General features: G+C 37.8%; 16 protein-coding genes. 11 read left to right on the plus strand and 5 right to left on the minus strand.

Translation table 11 applies throughout. The annotated features are described in order from the left end of the window. Positions 1 to 69 precede the first annotated feature (69 nt). From B1201_RS03245 to B1201_RS03285, 9 genes are all read left to right on the plus strand, one after another. On the plus strand, positions 70 to 336 hold the full coding sequence (locus B1201_RS03245) for a hypothetical protein (RefSeq protein ID WP_078192302.1): 267 nt from the start codon (positions 70 to 72) through the stop codon (positions 334 to 336). 242 nt (positions 337 to 578) lie between these two features. Then, positions 579 to 1,283: a TnsA endonuclease N-terminal domain-containing protein gene (locus tag B1201_RS03250; RefSeq protein ID WP_078192303.1), complete on the plus strand. Its 705-nt coding sequence runs from the start codon at positions 579 to 581 to the stop codon at positions 1,281 to 1,283. A gap of 1 nt (position 1,284) precedes the next feature. Further along, entirely contained in the window at positions 1,285 to 3,165 is a 1,881-nt protein-coding gene (locus B1201_RS03255; RefSeq protein WP_078192304.1) for a Mu transposase C-terminal domain-containing protein, read from the plus strand. Beyond that, positions 3,152 to 4,096, plus strand: a complete 945-nt coding sequence (locus tag B1201_RS03260; protein ID WP_078192305.1) for a TniB family NTP-binding protein — start codon at positions 3,152 to 3,154, stop codon at positions 4,094 to 4,096. The genes B1201_RS03255 and B1201_RS03260 overlap by 14 nt, the downstream gene beginning before the upstream one ends. 8 nt (positions 4,097 to 4,104) lie before the next feature. Beyond that, positions 4,105 to 6,066, plus strand: a complete 1,962-nt coding sequence (locus tag B1201_RS03265) for a TniQ family protein (protein ID WP_078192306.1) — start codon at positions 4,105 to 4,107, stop codon at positions 6,064 to 6,066. 101 nt (positions 6,067 to 6,167) lie between these two features. Continuing rightward, positions 6,168 to 7,229 (plus strand): hypothetical protein, encoded by a 1,062-nt coding sequence (locus B1201_RS03270; protein ID WP_078192307.1) that lies wholly within the window; start codon positions 6,168 to 6,170, stop codon positions 7,227 to 7,229. A gap of 49 nt (positions 7,230 to 7,278) precedes the next feature. After that, positions 7,279 to 7,833, plus strand: coding sequence for a hypothetical protein (locus B1201_RS03275; RefSeq protein ID WP_078192308.1), 555 nt, complete (start codon positions 7,279 to 7,281; stop codon positions 7,831 to 7,833). A gap of 299 nt (positions 7,834 to 8,132) precedes the next feature. After that, positions 8,133 to 8,741, plus strand: coding sequence for a DUF805 domain-containing protein (locus tag B1201_RS03280; RefSeq protein WP_078192309.1), 609 nt, complete (start codon positions 8,133 to 8,135; stop codon positions 8,739 to 8,741). 64 nt (positions 8,742 to 8,805) lie between these two features. Further along, positions 8,806 to 9,405 (plus strand): DUF805 domain-containing protein, encoded by a 600-nt coding sequence (locus B1201_RS03285; RefSeq protein WP_078192310.1) that lies wholly within the window; start codon positions 8,806 to 8,808, stop codon positions 9,403 to 9,405. Between the two features lie 40 nt (positions 9,406 to 9,445). On the opposite strand, the gene B1201_RS17140 is transcribed toward B1201_RS03285, so the two are convergent. Both B1201_RS17140 and B1201_RS03295 read right to left on the minus strand, forming a co-directional pair. Then, entirely contained in the window at positions 9,446 to 9,859 is a 414-nt protein-coding gene (locus tag B1201_RS17140; protein ID WP_228144741.1) for a TM2 domain-containing protein, read from the minus strand. A gap of 93 nt (positions 9,860 to 9,952) precedes the next feature. Next, positions 9,953 to 11,122: a low temperature requirement protein A gene (locus B1201_RS03295; RefSeq protein ID WP_078191113.1), complete on the minus strand. Its 1,170-nt coding sequence runs from the start codon at positions 11,120 to 11,122 to the stop codon at positions 9,953 to 9,955. A 295-nt stretch (positions 11,123 to 11,417) separates the two neighbouring features. Between B1201_RS03295 and B1201_RS03300 the strand changes: the two genes are divergently transcribed. Beyond that, positions 11,418 to 11,870, plus strand: coding sequence for a hypothetical protein (locus B1201_RS03300; RefSeq protein ID WP_171263722.1), 453 nt, complete (start codon positions 11,418 to 11,420; stop codon positions 11,868 to 11,870). Positions 11,871 to 11,898: 28 nt separating this feature from the next. On the opposite strand, the gene B1201_RS03305 is transcribed toward B1201_RS03300, so the two are convergent. Further along, complete coding sequence (locus B1201_RS03305) at positions 11,899 to 12,570, minus strand: HAD-IA family hydrolase (protein WP_078192411.1); 672 nt, start codon at positions 12,568 to 12,570, stop codon at positions 11,899 to 11,901. Positions 12,571 to 12,668: 98 nt separating this feature from the next. Between B1201_RS03305 and B1201_RS03310 the strand changes: the two genes are divergently transcribed. Then, on the plus strand, positions 12,669 to 13,436 hold the full coding sequence (locus tag B1201_RS03310; protein WP_078192312.1) for a hydroxymethylpyrimidine/phosphomethylpyrimidine kinase: 768 nt from the start codon (positions 12,669 to 12,671) through the stop codon (positions 13,434 to 13,436). A gap of 79 nt (positions 13,437 to 13,515) precedes the next feature. Here the strand turns inward: B1201_RS03310 and B1201_RS03315 are convergent, their stop codons facing one another. Further along, complete coding sequence (locus B1201_RS03315) at positions 13,516 to 14,568, minus strand: DUF1176 domain-containing protein (RefSeq protein ID WP_078192313.1); 1,053 nt, start codon at positions 14,566 to 14,568, stop codon at positions 13,516 to 13,518. A 90-nt stretch (positions 14,569 to 14,658) separates the two neighbouring features. Then, entirely contained in the window at positions 14,659 to 17,094 is a 2,436-nt protein-coding gene (locus tag B1201_RS03320; protein WP_228144742.1) for an AI-2E family transporter, read from the minus strand. Positions 17,095 to 17,105: the final 11 nt, after the last annotated feature.

Genomic DNA, 17,105 nt, shown 5'->3' on the forward strand with positions numbered 1-17,105 from the left:
TTATTCAACTTGTACAGATATAGTCTCAAGTATAAGCTTTTGTTGAGACAGGTTACTACCAGGAACTCAATGGAAATCCATCCCATAGTCGATGTAACTACAATAGAAAAAGAGTTATTCGATCGTTACGGCCCGCTAATGACAGATGATGCACTACGAATCGCTTTAGGCTACAAATCCACGGAAGCCTTTCGACAAGCGTTAACGCGTAAAACAGTCCCAGTTCCTGTTTTTAGTATCCCCAATCGGCGTGGCAAATATGCCTTAGTAAAGGATGTTGCTACATGGCTAGCAAATCAAAGGAATGCTATTTTAGATTCTCAAGATAACCATTAAATTCTCAATAATCGAAAATGACCTTGGAGTGATTATGAAAAGTTAGAAAAAAAATCAATAAAAAAAACGGACCCTTAAAAGGATCCGTTTGTGACTTTATATAGAAGAATATAAAGACCTGAGAATCATAGTATCTTCTCTATATCGTCACCAGTCAAGTGAGTGCTATTCAATAGTAATAGTACAGATTAGCTCATTCTCAAAAATCTATTGAGAATAGGATTACTTCTGGATGAACAGATATGCCTTTTCAAACCATATTGTTAAAAACTGATATTCAAACAAGTATCCTAGAACAAATCAGGATAGCCTTTGAATCGACTGCAAATGTAGCAGCCACACTTCATGGACAACGTAAAATCTACCAAGGTGCTTTTGGTCGTCGAACTTCACTTTTCCCGAGTGAAAAGTGTTGTGGAGCAATCCCCTTAGAAAGCCGACTTGAACTCGCTCATGCAATCTCATTAGAACAAGATCCCAATATCTTAAATTATCGCTCACAAGCATTAAAAATCTTGCTAGCCAATGAACAGTATTGTTATCCAGATTTCTTGGTTCAAACCAAAGATGGTGCTTATGAGGTTCATGAAGTCAAACCATCTATAGCATCATTGTCAACTAATGACTTAAACCGCTTTACAATACTTTCTGATCTACTCCACTCAATGGATATTACTTTTAAGCTAATAGATCACACAGACTTACCAAGTGAAACAGAAATATCTCAACTGCTTTACTGGTATCAGAGAGGACATCGATTCAGCTGGAGTACTTTCGAAGTCAATTATGCTTTAGACCTGTTAAAGCTCAATGAATTTGAAAACTCACATCAAGCCTATAAAACACTTGAATCAATAGGCCTCAAACAAGAACTAGCTGATTACTTATTTTTTCATCAAAGAATAACAATTGGCCCAGTCAAACAAGAAATCAGTGAGGCCTATTGACATGGACAATGTTCTTTTAACCCCACAACCAGGTTTTCGTTTTTATTTTAAAGAACATCCTGACTATATTTTTGAAATCGGTTCTGTAACCTATAATGATATACGATATGCAGCCATCGCTGGTGGAAAGTCATTTTCAATTACTCCGAATGAGTTTGAAAACCGCTACAAAGAAGGTGAAATTCTATGTGTATTTTCACCTGATAAGCTGATGATCAACCCTAAACACAGTTCAGAAATACACCGTAAAGAACGTTATGTTATAAGTGCTCTTCAAACTCTAAAATCCCCTACGAGCCCTCAAAATTTATCAAAATTAATAGAGCATATCTCGACTGAAATTCAAGATCCCAACCCTCCTTCCTGCCGTACTGTCGCAAGGTGGATTACTAAATATAAAAATTTTTCGCAGAACAAGCTCTGTTTACAAGATAAATATATAGGTAATCATCACTTAAGATTCCCACCTGAAGTCTACCAAATTCTGAATCAAGCAATTAATGAAGTCTATTTAAAACCTGAATATAGAACTGGTAAAGACGTACAAGCCTATATGCTTGGTCGATTCATAGAGCAAGGGATATCATTGGAACAGTTACCAACACTGAGGAGTATCCAACGACACATCAAAAAACTAGACCCTTATATTGAATTAAAAATAAAGAAAGGATCTCGTATAGCGAAGAAAACTTTTCAAGCTGCCGGCAAAAGCATTATTAGTCCTTTTGCTCTTTATATGGTTGAAATTGATACACATTATCTCGACATTATTGTTATCGACCCAAAAACAAAAACAGCTTTGGGGCGGCCTTTTCTCGCTTGTGCAATTGATGTTTATTCAAGAACAATTGTTGGAACTTATATCAATATGTATCCACCGAGTGCTGCAACAACATTAGAAGTCATTAAAGATATGATTACTCGCCCGAATCATAAATTACCAGGAGGAATTCCAAGCATTATCATTCCAGATAATGGTGTGGAATTTAAAAATAATGCTCTCGAAAGGGTTTGTGAACAACTAAAAATCACTTTAACTCCATCTCAAGTTGGTACACCCAACAACAAACCTCATATTGAACGTTTTTTTAGCACGCTGACACATGGAATTCTTCAAAAACTGCCTGGTACAACTTTCTCAAATCCAACTGAAAGAGGTGAATACGATTCGAGTAAAAGCGCACAATTAACTTTGGAGCAACTAAGAGAATATATAAACAAATGGATTAATGAGGTCTATCATCAATCTATCCATCATACTACTGGACGCTCACCCATCATCATGTGGCAGGATGCTATTGAAGATATTCAGCCTAGTTTTCTAACAGAAATAGATGCCAAAATCCTCTGTCGTAGACCCATCGAACGAAATATCAATCATGGTCAAGTACGTGTAGATAATATTAGTTATTTTTCACATGCACTTACAACGCTACAGGCACAAGGCGTAAAGACAGTAATCGTGCTTATTGATGACTTAAATTTGAATGAAGTTTTTATCATTGATCCCAACAATAAAGATGTCGTCATTCAAGCGGACTCAAGCAATCAAGACTATACATTTGGTTTGTCCCGAGTAACCCACTTCGAAGTTCAAAAACTAAAGAAAGCCCAAACTCGATCTGACAAACAAAGGATTGGACCAATGTCGGATTTATATCACCTGTATAAACTTATGCATGAGATACAACATAATCTCGTGAGAAAGAAACCAAGATTAAAGCCTCTTAGCTTAGAACTCCCCAAACAACTAAAAAGAGTTGAAGAACAGCTTTTTTCGGAAGAGAAACATATTTCTGAACAACCAGCTCCTACTATAAATACACCAACACCAATTGAGCAGTTTGGTTCTTTGGAGGTATTTAAACATGGAAAAATTTGATAATCGATTCGATAAAATTAGATCTATTAACAATATTGTCATTACTTCAAATGAATTTATGACAGCTTTTACAGGTATCCAAGATTGTGTCAAAAGAAGTATTTCTTATAGTGAACCAGTTGGAAGTATGCTGCTCGCAGAAGGTGGATTAGGAAAAACAACCTTGTGCAAAACAATCTTAAGCTTAATGCCACGTTCAGAAAAAGTAGAAAAGGACTATAAAAGATCTATTATTCCAGTATGTTATGTCGAAGTCCCTTCACCAGCTACTGTAAAGTCATTGGCCATAATGATGCTCAAAGAACTGGGAGATATTACTTGTGAAAATGGATATGGAACAACTGAATACCTAACAAGTAGACTTATTCATTTACTTGCTCAATGCGAAACTAAGCTCATATTTTTAGATGAGTTCCATCATTTATTTGAGCGTAAACCTACATCGACGAGAATGAATCGGACTACAGGGAATTGGATTAAAACTTTAGTGAATAGAACTGGGATCAGTTTTTGCTTGGTTGGTTTACCTGAGTTCGTACCACTACTTCAAATTGATAGTCAAATTGCACGTAGATTCCCATTCATTTATCAGTTAAACCCATTAACTGTAGATCCCATACAAGGTGGGAGTATGTTTGCCTTTCTCGCTGAAATATCAAGGACTCTTAATAAACAGAATATCACCTTCTCACCAGCACTAGACAGTCAACTTGTGAGCATGCAAATTCAATTGGCAACGAAAGGTTATCACTCATACATTATGAGTCTGATTAGAGAAAGTATTACACATGCTTTAAACGATGGTAGGCAAATCATTAATTCTAATGATTTCAGTTATGCCTGGAAATTAGGTATCACTTTATACATTAGTAAACAAAGTAAGAATCCTTTCGAAATGAATATTTCTCAAATCATCGCACTAATGAAATAAACATAAATATGCAAAATTCTCTTTTAATACAAGCAATCCCTTATGAAGATGAATCGCCAATCAGCTTCCTACTCAGAACAGCAAAACTTAATGCACATAGCTCAATCTTTAATTTAGTTGGCAAGGAAAACTATCAATCCATCATTAAGAAATCTCTTAATTACCATCTAGCAGATGATGTTCGCTTTAGTTTAGTTTTGAGTGCTTTAGATATAGATAGTGAATATTCTTGTCTAGCTTTTGAAAGATCTGGCCCTACAAATAAATCTCCAAGGACAATAGGTGCTATTGAAGTTCCCCATGAATTATTTGAATTAGACAACATACGCTACTGTCCGATTTGTCTTGGAGAAAGTGCTTATCTAAAAAAAATATGGATGCTCAAACCAATTTACGCATGTCCTATTCATTCATGTTTTTTAATTAATTCTTGTCCAAAGTGTGAGAATCCAATTACATCAAAAACAGGGATTCAAAACTGCTCTTGCTGTGGTTTTGAATTAGATAAAGCACCAATTAGAGAAGCAAAATCTATTGATACTATTTATTGGTTTATCGACGTTCTAAATTTCAACTCCAACAAATTATTCAAAGAGTTTTCAGCTTGCTGGAATGCTTTTAATAACTTCTTTAAGTTCGATGAATCTAACACCGATTTGAAAGTTTTCCTTTCTGTCTATGAATATTTTCATCATCCTGAACTTTCAGCACTCAAGCTCAGCGCTCTTATTAATTCTAGAATCAATTACTCACATCCTAGGGTACAGTTAATACCGTTTTTAAAATATGAAAATTTTTTTAAGAAACACATTAAAGTTGTTGAACAAAATGCCAATGAATACAAAATTAGTGAAAAAAGTATTTCTATAAAACTTAGAAATCATCAGATAAAACGTATCTTAAATGTTTCACGTTTTGAGCTTGAGAAGTTAATTGAAAGCGACTATCTAAAGCTAGGGAAAAAAGAGATTTATCGTGGAAATATATCGAGTATAGATATAGAACGCTTTCTTTTGGGTTTAATAGACAATGATGAGTCTATAGCTGACACACTGATTAACATGACTATCGTTAATGACCACATTTGTCTAAAAGAAATTTCTGAAATTTTAGAAATCAATTATGAAACTGCTCGTAAACTAGCAAATATTGGATGGTTCAATTTAGAAAAAAATGAACTAGATGTAGATGGTCCTAAGCAATACTCAAAGAACAAGCTTCATGAATTCGATAGAAAATATATGCTGATTGCTCTTTTAGCAAAACGGTTGAAAGTACCCCCAACAAATCTCGTGGAGAAATTAGCGTCAATAGGCATTACACCTGTACATGGACCTCATATTGACTCAACACCCATTAACATTTTTTTAAAGACAGATGTTCAGAATATAAGTTCAGCCGATTTAGAGATGATTCAACACTATCCAACACGTACAGGTAGACCAAAAGACCAGTCGGAATCGACAACTACCAGTACAAATTATCACTCTTTAAAAGAAGCAGCTGCACTTTTAGGAATTAGCCCAAATAAAGTTACGGTACTAGTCAAAAAAGGTATTCTTAGCAAAGATAAGAACAATCCTCTCTCAGTTCAAATCCAAACTAGTTCGCTATTAAATCTTAAGAAAAAACTCGATAGCGAAGATCATATTCCTTACTCAGAGGCAGCAAAGCAATTAAGTTGTCCTATGAATTGGATGAAAAAATATTGGTGCGAAACAGGATTTTTGCATATTGCAGATTTAGTTTACTGGAAGCTCATTAATAAGAATGAGCTAACTGAAGTTTTGAAATTAAAAGAGGAATACGTCACTGGTGCTGAAGCAAGCACCCTCTTACGTATGCGTCACTCCCATATAACTAATTTACAAAATCAAGGTCTTATTAAGCCTTACTATTTTGGAGACAGTGAAAAAAAAATAAGACTTTTTAGAAAAACAGACCTATTAAAAAAAATTAATACAATGTAATAAACTAAAGATTTAATATAAATACAATGTAATAATTATTATTGACAGCAGGTGAAATATACTTCATATTGACGATATATTAGTCAATATGAAGTACAAAAATGATTACTGAAGCTTGGAAATCAATCGTTCGATTTTATAGAAATGAACAAAAGAATGACTCTAACTACGATCTCTCAGACCCACTTACTGTTCGTCTTCCAATCAATTTACTTGAGGAAGTAACTAATCAGTCTAAAGCAATTGGTGGTGATCGCTATCGTTCTAAACACCTTGTTAACTTGATTGATCTAGGTGCTAAGTTTTACCGTATTAACTCAGATTTTATTTCCACTTTACCAGTTGAACAAATTAATTTAATCACTCGTCTACACTATGTTTTTAATGAGTTAAAACTCCAAACTGAAAAAGTTGCTTTCGAACTAGGACATGAAAACACTTTAAAAGTTTCAAACTGGTTAAACGGCTCAGAAATTCCGTCTTTTGATGATTTGGAAAGATTTAGTGATTTTTATTTCCTCAACTCAGAATGGCTGAAATTTGGCAATACAGGTCCATACACTCCCGAACTAACCCCTTTTATTGTTGAAACAAAATCTTTTCATTACTGGGCTGAATCTCTAAAAGACATACTTCAAGAGTATAAAGGACACCAACCAAGAGCTATAAAATTAATCCGCAGCGATGACGGCAACTTCCTTGTATCTATTGGCTATGGATCAAATAAATCTGATTGGAAAGTTCGAAACATCTATTATTCAAACTTAAAATTAAAATCTATGGATGATATTGGCAATTCAGGATTTAGCTATCTAGTAGAACTAGCAATTCTTTGTAAGGTTCTCTACACATATATCAGAAATCCATCGCTGATAATTTCTTATAATATTAAAAAAGATGAAATGAAATTACTTACTGAAGGTGAAAAACTACCTATCCATCTTGATATTTGGGGTCAAACTAAAGCGAATATTTGGTATGAATCCATTTTTGATAAAGATGATACCAATAATCATAACGATGCTAGTTACTGGCAAGGTGCAGTTGAACTATTTAATACGATTCAAGATTCACCAAAATTTAATAGGTATTGTGAAGATCTGAAGAACGAACCGTTAGAACAAATTGCGAAGATATTAAATAAGTCAGCCTATAGCTTATAACTTATACAGTAGATTCATTTCTATATAAATATTGAATCAAGGAAAAATTATGATTAATGATTTACATTTTAGCTTTCCAGGTTTTAGCGCAACTACAGGTTATTGTCATTTAAGAGTTGGTATAAAGCCTAATGAATCAAAAATAGTTATAGTTTGCTCACAGTATAAAAACTACTATGGAACGTCTGTAACTAATGCTGTCGAAACTATTGCACAAAAGTTTTTTTATGATGTAGCACGCAACAATATCACAAACATTGAAATTCCAATTTTATCAGAATATACAAAAACTTATGATGTTGAAAATTTTTTTTCAAAAGTACTTAGAAAACTAAAATTGTTAAAAGATAAAAAGGAACCTAACAAAATTTATCTGAATATTTCTCAAATTTTTAAAAATGTTATTTGGATTGAGAGATATCCTTCTGGTACGGGTCTTAGAGAATTTGAAGATGATTGCCGTTTAGTTACTATGGACGAAAATTTTAACCCGCTATGGGGGCCAAAAGTGACTGACGAATTCGTAAGAAAAGAAACAGGGTTTTCTTTATCTGAATTACTTATCAATGAAGATGCACTTGATCTAAAAAATATGAAAAATTAAGAATGACACCTTATGTGTCGCGAAACTAGAACAATGACAGCTTATGTGTCGCAAAAGTTGTCATTAGAGCTTACTGATACCTCTTAAATATATGATTTTCTATTACATTCAATGACAACTTATGTGTCGCATAACGTTTCAGCGAAATATCAAAAGCGGAACCAAGTGTTCCGCTTTTTTTATGAAGAATTTCATTCACCCAAGCAAATCTATGCATTTAATTTAATTCATATTCTGCTAATATAAAACGGTATAAAAATACATCAATTAATAAAAATCACATAATAAAAGAGGACAGAATGAAAGGTCAGATTTTAGATTATTCAGTACAAACCAATTCAGGCATTATCAGTGGAGATGATCAAAACCGTTATGAGTTTACAGGTGCAGAATGGCGTGGCCAAAACTCACCTAAACGCGGCGATCATGTAGATTTCGATATCAGTCCAGAAGGTCAAGCTGTTCAAGTATTCAATGCTCTTGGCAGCAGTAATCCTATTCAACAAATTTCACAGCAACTCGATAAAATTTCAAACCAAGACCAAGCTGAATCAAAATTCAACATGATTGATTGGTTTGTCAAATGTCTAAAAAATTATGCCAACTTTACTGGACGTGCACGCCGTAAAGAATATTGGTTTTTTGTATTGGTCTATCTTATCGCAATGATTATTACTCTAATTGTAGATTCCGTGCTTAGAACCAGAGGAATATTCACAGGTATTTTCATCTTAGCAATGGTTATTCCTTCCCTTTCTGTTGCAGTACGCCGTTTGCATGATATTAATAAATCTGGTTGGTATTGGTTAATACAAATGATTCCGCTCGTTGGACCAATTCTGGTTCTAATTTGGCTTGCAACGGAAACCAAACCTGAAGTAAACCAATGGGGACAACCTGCAAAATAAATAAAAAATCGTGGCTACTGTTCATCTAGCCACACTATCAACAGCACATTAACTCAGGAAAAATATGAAAGGACAAATACTAGATTTTTCGATTCAAACTAATACTGGGGTGATTAGTGCTGAAGATGGAAAACACTATCAATTTGCTGGTCATGAATGGCGAGGTCAAAGACCACCTACACGTGGAGAACAGGTTGATTTTGCTTTGGATGAAAGTGGGCAAGCGATTCAAGTCTATATTGCATTACGCCAACAAAGTTTTTCCACCAATACGCGAACAAACTACAGTGAAGAAGAGGAAAACTATGACTTTTTCGCGTGGTCATTCAAACCACTGAAAAAGTTTGCTGAATTTGAAGGACGTGCTCGACGTAAAGAGTTCTGGTTCTTTTGGCTATTTTGTATATTGGTCACTATACTTGCCTCTGTTTGCGATTTCGTAATTGGCAGTGAACCTTGGCTAGAAAATATTACCAATATCGTTTTACTCATTCCTAGCTTAGCTGTTGGCGCACGTCGACTACATGACACGGGACGTTCGGGTTGGTGGCAACTTTTAATGCTCACAATCATTGGGATCATCCCACTGATTATATGGTGGGCTACAGACACCAAAGCCGAGAACAACCAATGGGGTCAACCCGCTAGAGATCTGCAACAATAAAATAAGGCGCACAATGCGCCTTATCTTTTAACACAAAAATTTAGCCATATTTACGTGCAAAATCTTCATCTGAAGTGCATAGATAAATAATAAATTCAATAAAAGCAACAATGGATGGAATAAAGGTCCAACAGAATAGTAGATACACAATCCCCCATCCAATACGACCCAAATAGAATTTATGGATACCAAATCCACCAAGGAAGAATGCTAAGAGTGCAGCAACAATTCGACTCTTTTGACCGTATTGCGTGCCTAAAGCATTCGGCACAGCGACTAAGTAAATATCGGTTGCGTAACCCATTCCACTTGTCTCAAAATCAACAAATTGTCCACGAGCAGGAACAGTTTGTCCTTTCCAATCGCTTCCAGAAAATTGATAACGATTCTGATCATCTCCGCTGATGATGCCTGTATTATTTTGAACAGAAAAATCGAGTATTTGCCCTTTCATATAATCCTCTATGTTTTATCTTTATTTGATGATTCTTGGACGTTTTTTTCATCAGCAATATAACGAATTATTGATCAATGTCATATCATTAACTTATCTTGCCAAATAGCATTTTGTAAACATCAATCGCAGTGCGTATACCACTGCCATCGCAAATATCGCATAACCTGCAGGAGTGATAAACAACGGAATACACAAAACAATCACCACGGTTAAAGGATATAAAAGTTTTCTAAAGCCACTTTGATGATGCAATTCATGGAGTAAATATAAACTTGTCGTATAAATCACGAGGCTGATCGCCACAAAGTAGCTTTCTTTTTCAGAACTAATCAGTGCCTCATGCGAAACCACATCGACTGCGGCAGCTAAACCTGCACCAATCGCCGCGATACTAATAAAGACAAAGAAATGTCCATACCCCCAAGTAAATGCCATTTTGCGGCTATTTAAACGCTCTGCAATACTGGTATCAAAATAAGACCACCACATGGTGAACATCATCATCAGGCCGCCCACCATCAGAAAGATCAGTTCCGTACTAAAACGCTGATTCGTCAATGCATCGGTTATGGCAATCGAGCATCCGACAATAGATTCGCCTAGAACAATAATGGTAAGCAGTGAATATCGCTCAGCAATATGATGCGCATGCCAAGGTGTACGGCTTGCAGCCTCTGCAAAAACTGGCACAGACAGTTCAGCAATTGCGAGCAAAATGAAAAGATAAACTGTGAAATGCAGCGGCGAAAAATGAAAGAACAGCCACCCGACTTGTACCAGTATGATGCCAAAAGCATAACGTAATGCAGTTTTCCGACGGGACAGATCATGCTTAGCAACGCGAAACCACTGCGTAACTAAGCCGAGACGCATAATGGCATAGCCAATCACAATCACATCAAAATCTTGCTTTTGAAAAGCGCTTGGAATACCAGCAGCAATGACCAAAGAGCCAATGATCTGTACGAAAGTTAAGATTCGATAGAGCGCATCATCATTATCATATGCCGAGGCAAACCAACTAAAGTTCATCCACGCCCACCACAAAGCAAAAAACACCATGCCATACAGCGTTAAACCCTGAGCTAAATGATTTTCAACAATGGCATGATGCAGTTGCTGCCCTGCGGTTGCGATTGCAACGACAAAGATCAAGTCAAAAAGCAATTCTAAAGAGGTCGCGACACGATGATGCTCATGTGGATCACGTGGGTGCAATGGTTTGAGCCACTGACTAGGGAATAAAAATGATTTGGACATAGCATTCAGCTTTATTATTTTCTGTCTGAATTTTTTCAAAAGCCTGAAATAGTTACAAGGTCGATTACATAAATCAGATGAGAAACAGTTTTCTAGAAAAAGGATAATGGCTTTAAAAACCTACTTAAGCGTTAGATATTTCAATTATGGAAGTAAAAATTTAAAGTAATAAAACTGCGAAAGACGTTAAAAAAAAAACTCGATAGATCGATGTGTTTTTTATATCTCAGCTATATTTTTCTCTAAATTTTAATGACATACTGCTAGCCACTAAAAACAATAATGAAACCTAAAAGTGATGTTAAAAGAAAAATTAGCGTCTTTTCCTGACGCTGTTTGGGTACAGATCCATTATGATCAAATGCAAGTTTTAACGCGTGATCATCAAATTGTAGCTGAACAAAACTGCCCTTTGGCGTTTATAGAACGCGGAAGTTTTGTCCGAAACTATCATGTTGCAGAACAGTGCTTCAACCAACTCATACAACAGATCCACTTCAAGTGGTATGAGTTTGGACAGCCGGTTATTTTTATTCAGTTAAAAGAACGCTTAAGTGAAGAAGTCAGCGCGCTCGAGCTACGAGCCATTCAAGAAATGGCACTAAGCGCAAATGCACATTTTGTATTTGTCTACTATAAACATGGCATCGCACTCGAAGCAGAAACCATCCAAAATGATGAGTCTCCTTTGCTCAAATGGTTTTTCTGTGGGGTGATCTTGCTCATTTTGCTGATTATCTTTAAATAATCAGCTTCATTCGCAAGGGTAAATCAAACTACGATACTTTCTGCTGCTGCAATTGCTCAATACTCGAAATCAAATCGTTAAAACGATCAATCACCAAAGCCGGTGCAGCCGTTTGAATTTCTTCTGCGCTACCATAACCATAGCTCACAGCAATACTCGGCACAGTATTACGGCGTGCGCCTAAAATATCGTACTCACGGTCTCCCACCATCACACATTCCTTCGCATCCAACTGTTCTTGCTGCAAAATGTATTCAATTAAATCGCCTTTGTTGGTGCGCTCGCCATTTAGTTCACTGCCATAGATCATAGTAAAATATTGAGCTAAATCAAAATGTTCTAAAATTTGGCGGGCATAGACCGTCGGCTTTGCTGTAGCGACGTACAAGTGAAAGCCTTGCTGTTGTAAAGTTGCTAGAGTTTCGGCAACGGCAGGATAGACTTTATTTTCAAATAAACCGGTAACGGCAAAGCGCTCGCGATAACCTAGTAAAGCCTGATCTGCAAGTACATTATGCACATCGACATTGAGGATTTTTGCCAAAGAGGCTTTTAAAGGCGGCCCAATAATCCAATCGATATTGGTCTCATCCGATATGGGATGTCCAATTTTCGCCAGTCCATAGCGTGCTGAAGTGGTAATGCCTACTTTTGGATCTGTTAATGTTCCATCGAGATCGATCAATATATTCTTAATCACAGCTTTTACCTTATCCATTCACTTCTGCAAAAATACTATCGAGTGTTCGCTCAAAGTTGCCTATACTATCGTAAATTTTGTGTAATAAGGACATCATTGTGCGCCCTACTGTACTGTGCTTTTCAGGTCTTGACCCTTCAGGTGGTGCAGGACTGCAAGCGGACATTGAAGCCATTGGTCAAAGTGGTGCACATGCTGCCATTGCGTGTACAGCATTAACCGTTCAAAACTCACAACAAGTGTATTCGTTTGAAGCAACCTCTCGCGAGTTATTGTTGGCTCAAGCACATGCTGTCGTCGGTGACCTCCCTATTCGCTGTGTAAAATCAGGAATGTTAGGAACGACTGAAAATATCGCGGCTCTCGCTGAGTTTTTACGTGAACATCCCGAATATCATTATGTTCTCGACCCCGTTTTAGTTGCCAATAGTGGTGGTTCTTTGGGCGATCAAGCAACTTTGGTCAAAGCCTTTGCGGAATTGATTCCGCTTGCCACTGTACTTACACCTAATACCGTAGAATTACGCGCACTCACAGGTGAAGACGACATATCTAAAGCTACAGCAAAACTTTTTGCGATGGGCGCTCAAGCGGTATTAGTAAAAGGTGGGCATGAAAATACGCCAGACTATATCCAAAACTCGTTGTACATTCAGGGTGAATTAGTTTCTGAAACCCGTTGCCCACGACTGGATGGGGAATATCACGGCTCAGGCTGCTCATTGGCGAGTTTTATAGCTGGGCGTTTAGCCTTAGGTGATGAGCTCAAAGCGGCTGTTCATCATGCCGAAACATGGCTATTTGGTGTGTTGAAAATCGCTGAATCACCTGTTGTGGGCGGACAAAAAATTCCGAAACGTTTTTAGTATTGTTGGTTATTCATGTTAAGCCGATAAAAACTACTTTATATGATTTAAAAGCCCTGTATATCAGGGCTTTTTGTAATTAAGAGTCGAGTTGAACCCAATATACTAAGGTTGGAATTTCCCATGCACCGCCAGCAAATCCTTTGCACTGTGTGGTTTTTGCCATATAAGTTTGGATAAAGCGCTGACCGTTCCACGACCATTCCCCTTTACTTTGACAATCACCAATGCCTCGTCCACGTTGGTTGGAGAAAATTTGTCCTTCACTAAACCCACTACCAGAAAAGGTCACGGATTGTTTGATTTGCTTTAAGTTACGATCCATCAGCCAATAGCCATTACCACTGTTATATGCCCCACGCCAACATGGCACTTCGACCAAGGCATTTTTTCCATTGATTGGAAACACCACGACTCGATCATCATCTAAGAAATTTGCATCAAAGAGTTGAGGACAATCTTCCACTATGGTTTTTTTCTTAATCAATCCAAATAATTGTTTGGCTGTGGGCGCATTGACGGCATACCGTGTTTGTAAGCCCTTACTATAATTTTGAATATACACTTTCGGAATACTTTTCGGTTTGAGTACATTGGCCGAACTGCTATTGGCTTTACGCAATAATGCCGAATTTGTCCCTATGCGCTTTTGAAAACCATCCATACGGAGCAAAACCGCACTAGCGCCCTGCACAGACAATAACCATGTTTTGTTGTTGCCTTTCCACACAATCGGTTGATTGGCTTGTAAGGCTTGAATCAGTTTTTGAGTTTGAGCTGCACTTAACTGACCTTCCGCAGTTTTGGCATCAAGCTGCACAGTTCCCTGATTTTTACCTAAAGTGTAAAGTTGAAGTGGTTTATTTGCCGCACTTAACGTTTCAGGATCGAGTTTCACTCGTGCGCTGACTTGCGCTTGAGCGCCCGCGGCACGTTGTAATAACACAGAAACAGCGGGTTGATTGCCTTCCGCTTGATAACCTGCAACGCGACATGTCCCCGTATTATCACAAGCGATTTCCCAATCCTTATGTGAAAAATAATTTCCTTGAATTTGAGCAAAACTCACACTACAACCCAATGCAGCAACGTAGCCCAATAAAAGTTGCCAGATGACATTATTTTTGTTCATGTCTTTGGCTCAAAATAATTATATTAGAACCATCTTAAAATGCTTTTCACTGAAACTCCAGTTTAAATGAATCTGCTACATGATTTAAATTTATAGAGATGAATCATTCAGTTGCTGTATCTCTTCACATTTTTTTCGTTTCGCATTTTCATCACTGAGCGTATTCATCAAATCTGCCGCTAGGTCTTTTAAAAGACTCATATCATCATCGGTCATTTGATTCGGCTGCCGATCTAAAACACAAAAACTTCCCAAGGCCACCCCATTACGGTCTCTAAGTGCAACGCCTGCATAAAAGCGAATGCGGTTATGCATCAATTCAGGTAAATGCGCAAAGCGTGGGTCACGTTGTAAGTCTTCAATAATCAAGCGTTCATTTTGATAGACCAAATGGCTACAGATCGAGTCTTGCTTCGACTGGCGCACCTGCATCGGTTGCTCAGTAGCCTCAGCCAAAGGGCTACCTGGAGTATAGACCCAGTCTTGCTTGACCCAAGAAATTTGTGCATATTTCACATCGAAGGCTTGTCGGGCTTCTTCAATATATTGTTCATAAATCGGTAAATTCCGCTCATCCAAAACATTCAGTTCTTCTAATGCTTTTAAGCGCTGCGCTTCAACACTAGGATCAGGCTCATCCAACCAAGATTCACCCTGCTTCAATTGAAAAGCTTCAATGGTTAATAACAAGTCATTCATATTATTGACCACTGCATCGACGGTGAAATTTTCTTTGATCGCATCTAATTGGGATATCTCATCACAGCTCCAGAGTGCAAAAATCAGTTTTTTATCCGGAAACTGTGCCTTAAAAACATGGCTTAGTAGGCGAATTTGAGCTTCGGGTGCCGTATGGAAAATCGAAATACAGACGATCTGAATATCTGCTTGGATATCATCTATACTTTGATGCTGATTTTGTATCAGTACGTCGCTAAATGCCTGTGCCGGAATACCGCTTAAACTTAGCCCATGCGCCAACATAGCAGATACTTGAACATCAATTTCCCAACGTGCGCCGATATATAAAACCTCAGTTTTCTGATCCTGCTGTGCCACTGGATATGCCCGTTGAAAACTATGATTAAACAGTTTTAATCCCTGATGTAAACGTAGTCGATGTTCAGCACTGGCCTCGGTGTTGTGGCCTCTCGAAAAAATCCGTATGGCTGGAATCGCGACTTTGGCATAAAACGCATTAACCCGACGTGCCTTGATTTCATCCTTCGCCTCCTTCGGTAACTTTTCAGCAATAAAATTTTGTGCGACATCCACGGCATCTTGCACATCATCAGCAACTAATCTCTGATAGAAGCGCTCATGCGGTGCCAATGCAGGTGTACTACCGATCAGGGTTTTAATAAAACCTAAGGATGGTACATAGCTCGAAAGCACCAATAAACATGCGGTTAAAGGCGTCGATAAAATTAAACCAATTGGCCCCCACACAGCCGTCCAAAACATGGCGGCAATAATAATGGCTAAGGTTGAAAGTCCGGTACTTTCCCCATATAACCAAGGCTCAATAATATTATTACTGACCAATTCCAAGAGCAAAATTAAACCCACTGTCCATAGCACCATATTCCATGTGGGATCTACCGCAAAAGCCAATGCAATGGGGAAAATCGCAGAAATCATTGGGCCGACATAGGGAACAAAGCGCATCACTATCGCCACCATTCCCCACATAATTGCTGCCGGCACCCCAATAAACCAAAGTCCCAAGGCCATCGGAATACCGTAGGTCACATTGACCATCAGCTGCATACGTAAATATTTACCGATACGATTGGCGGCTTCATCTAGTGCGTCTGTTCCGATATTTAAATTGCCGCCAAGCAGCTTAAGGAAACGGTCATGCAAATCTTTCCGATTGACCAAAATCAGAATCACAAACAAAAATACAATACCCGCTGTTGCCAAAGGATTGAGCACCCGCTCGCTCCAAGCCATGACCGCTTCAGCCGTGGTTTGTTGTTGCCCCACTACTTCAACTTGCTGAACTTTAGGATTTTTCTCTTCAGGCACCACATCATCTATCGAGTTTTCAACAGTATCTATGGTGGTTTTTGCGCCATCCCAAACACTCGGGCCGCGTGCAAATTGACGAATAGAATCCATTTTCTTTTGAATCGTACCGTGATATTGCGGTAACTCTTGGCTTAATTGCCCCAGTTGATAACCCAAATAAGAGGCCGCGCCGGACAAAATCGCCAAAGCCAAACCGACCACAATAAATATCGATGGCATCTGTGGTAGTCCCCAACCTCGGAGTTTCATCACCAAAGGGTCAACTAAAAAAGCCAATAAGATTGCGAGTGCCAATGGAATAAAAATATCTTTACCAAGATATAAGGCCGCAATCAGCAAACTGCCGATGATGAATCCTGCCGTGATTCGAATCACTTTATGTAAATCTGCAGGGGGCATTTGCTTCGAGGCGTTCAGGTCTTGTAAGCCTTGCTTTTGACCTGATGGTGATGATTCAAAATCTTGCGCTAATTTATTATTTTTATGATCCATTTTCTTATCCT

This window comes from Acinetobacter sp. ANC 5600 (assembly GCF_002018395.1).
In the GTDB taxonomy this organism is placed as follows: domain Bacteria; phylum Pseudomonadota; class Gammaproteobacteria; order Pseudomonadales; family Moraxellaceae; genus Acinetobacter; species Acinetobacter amyesii.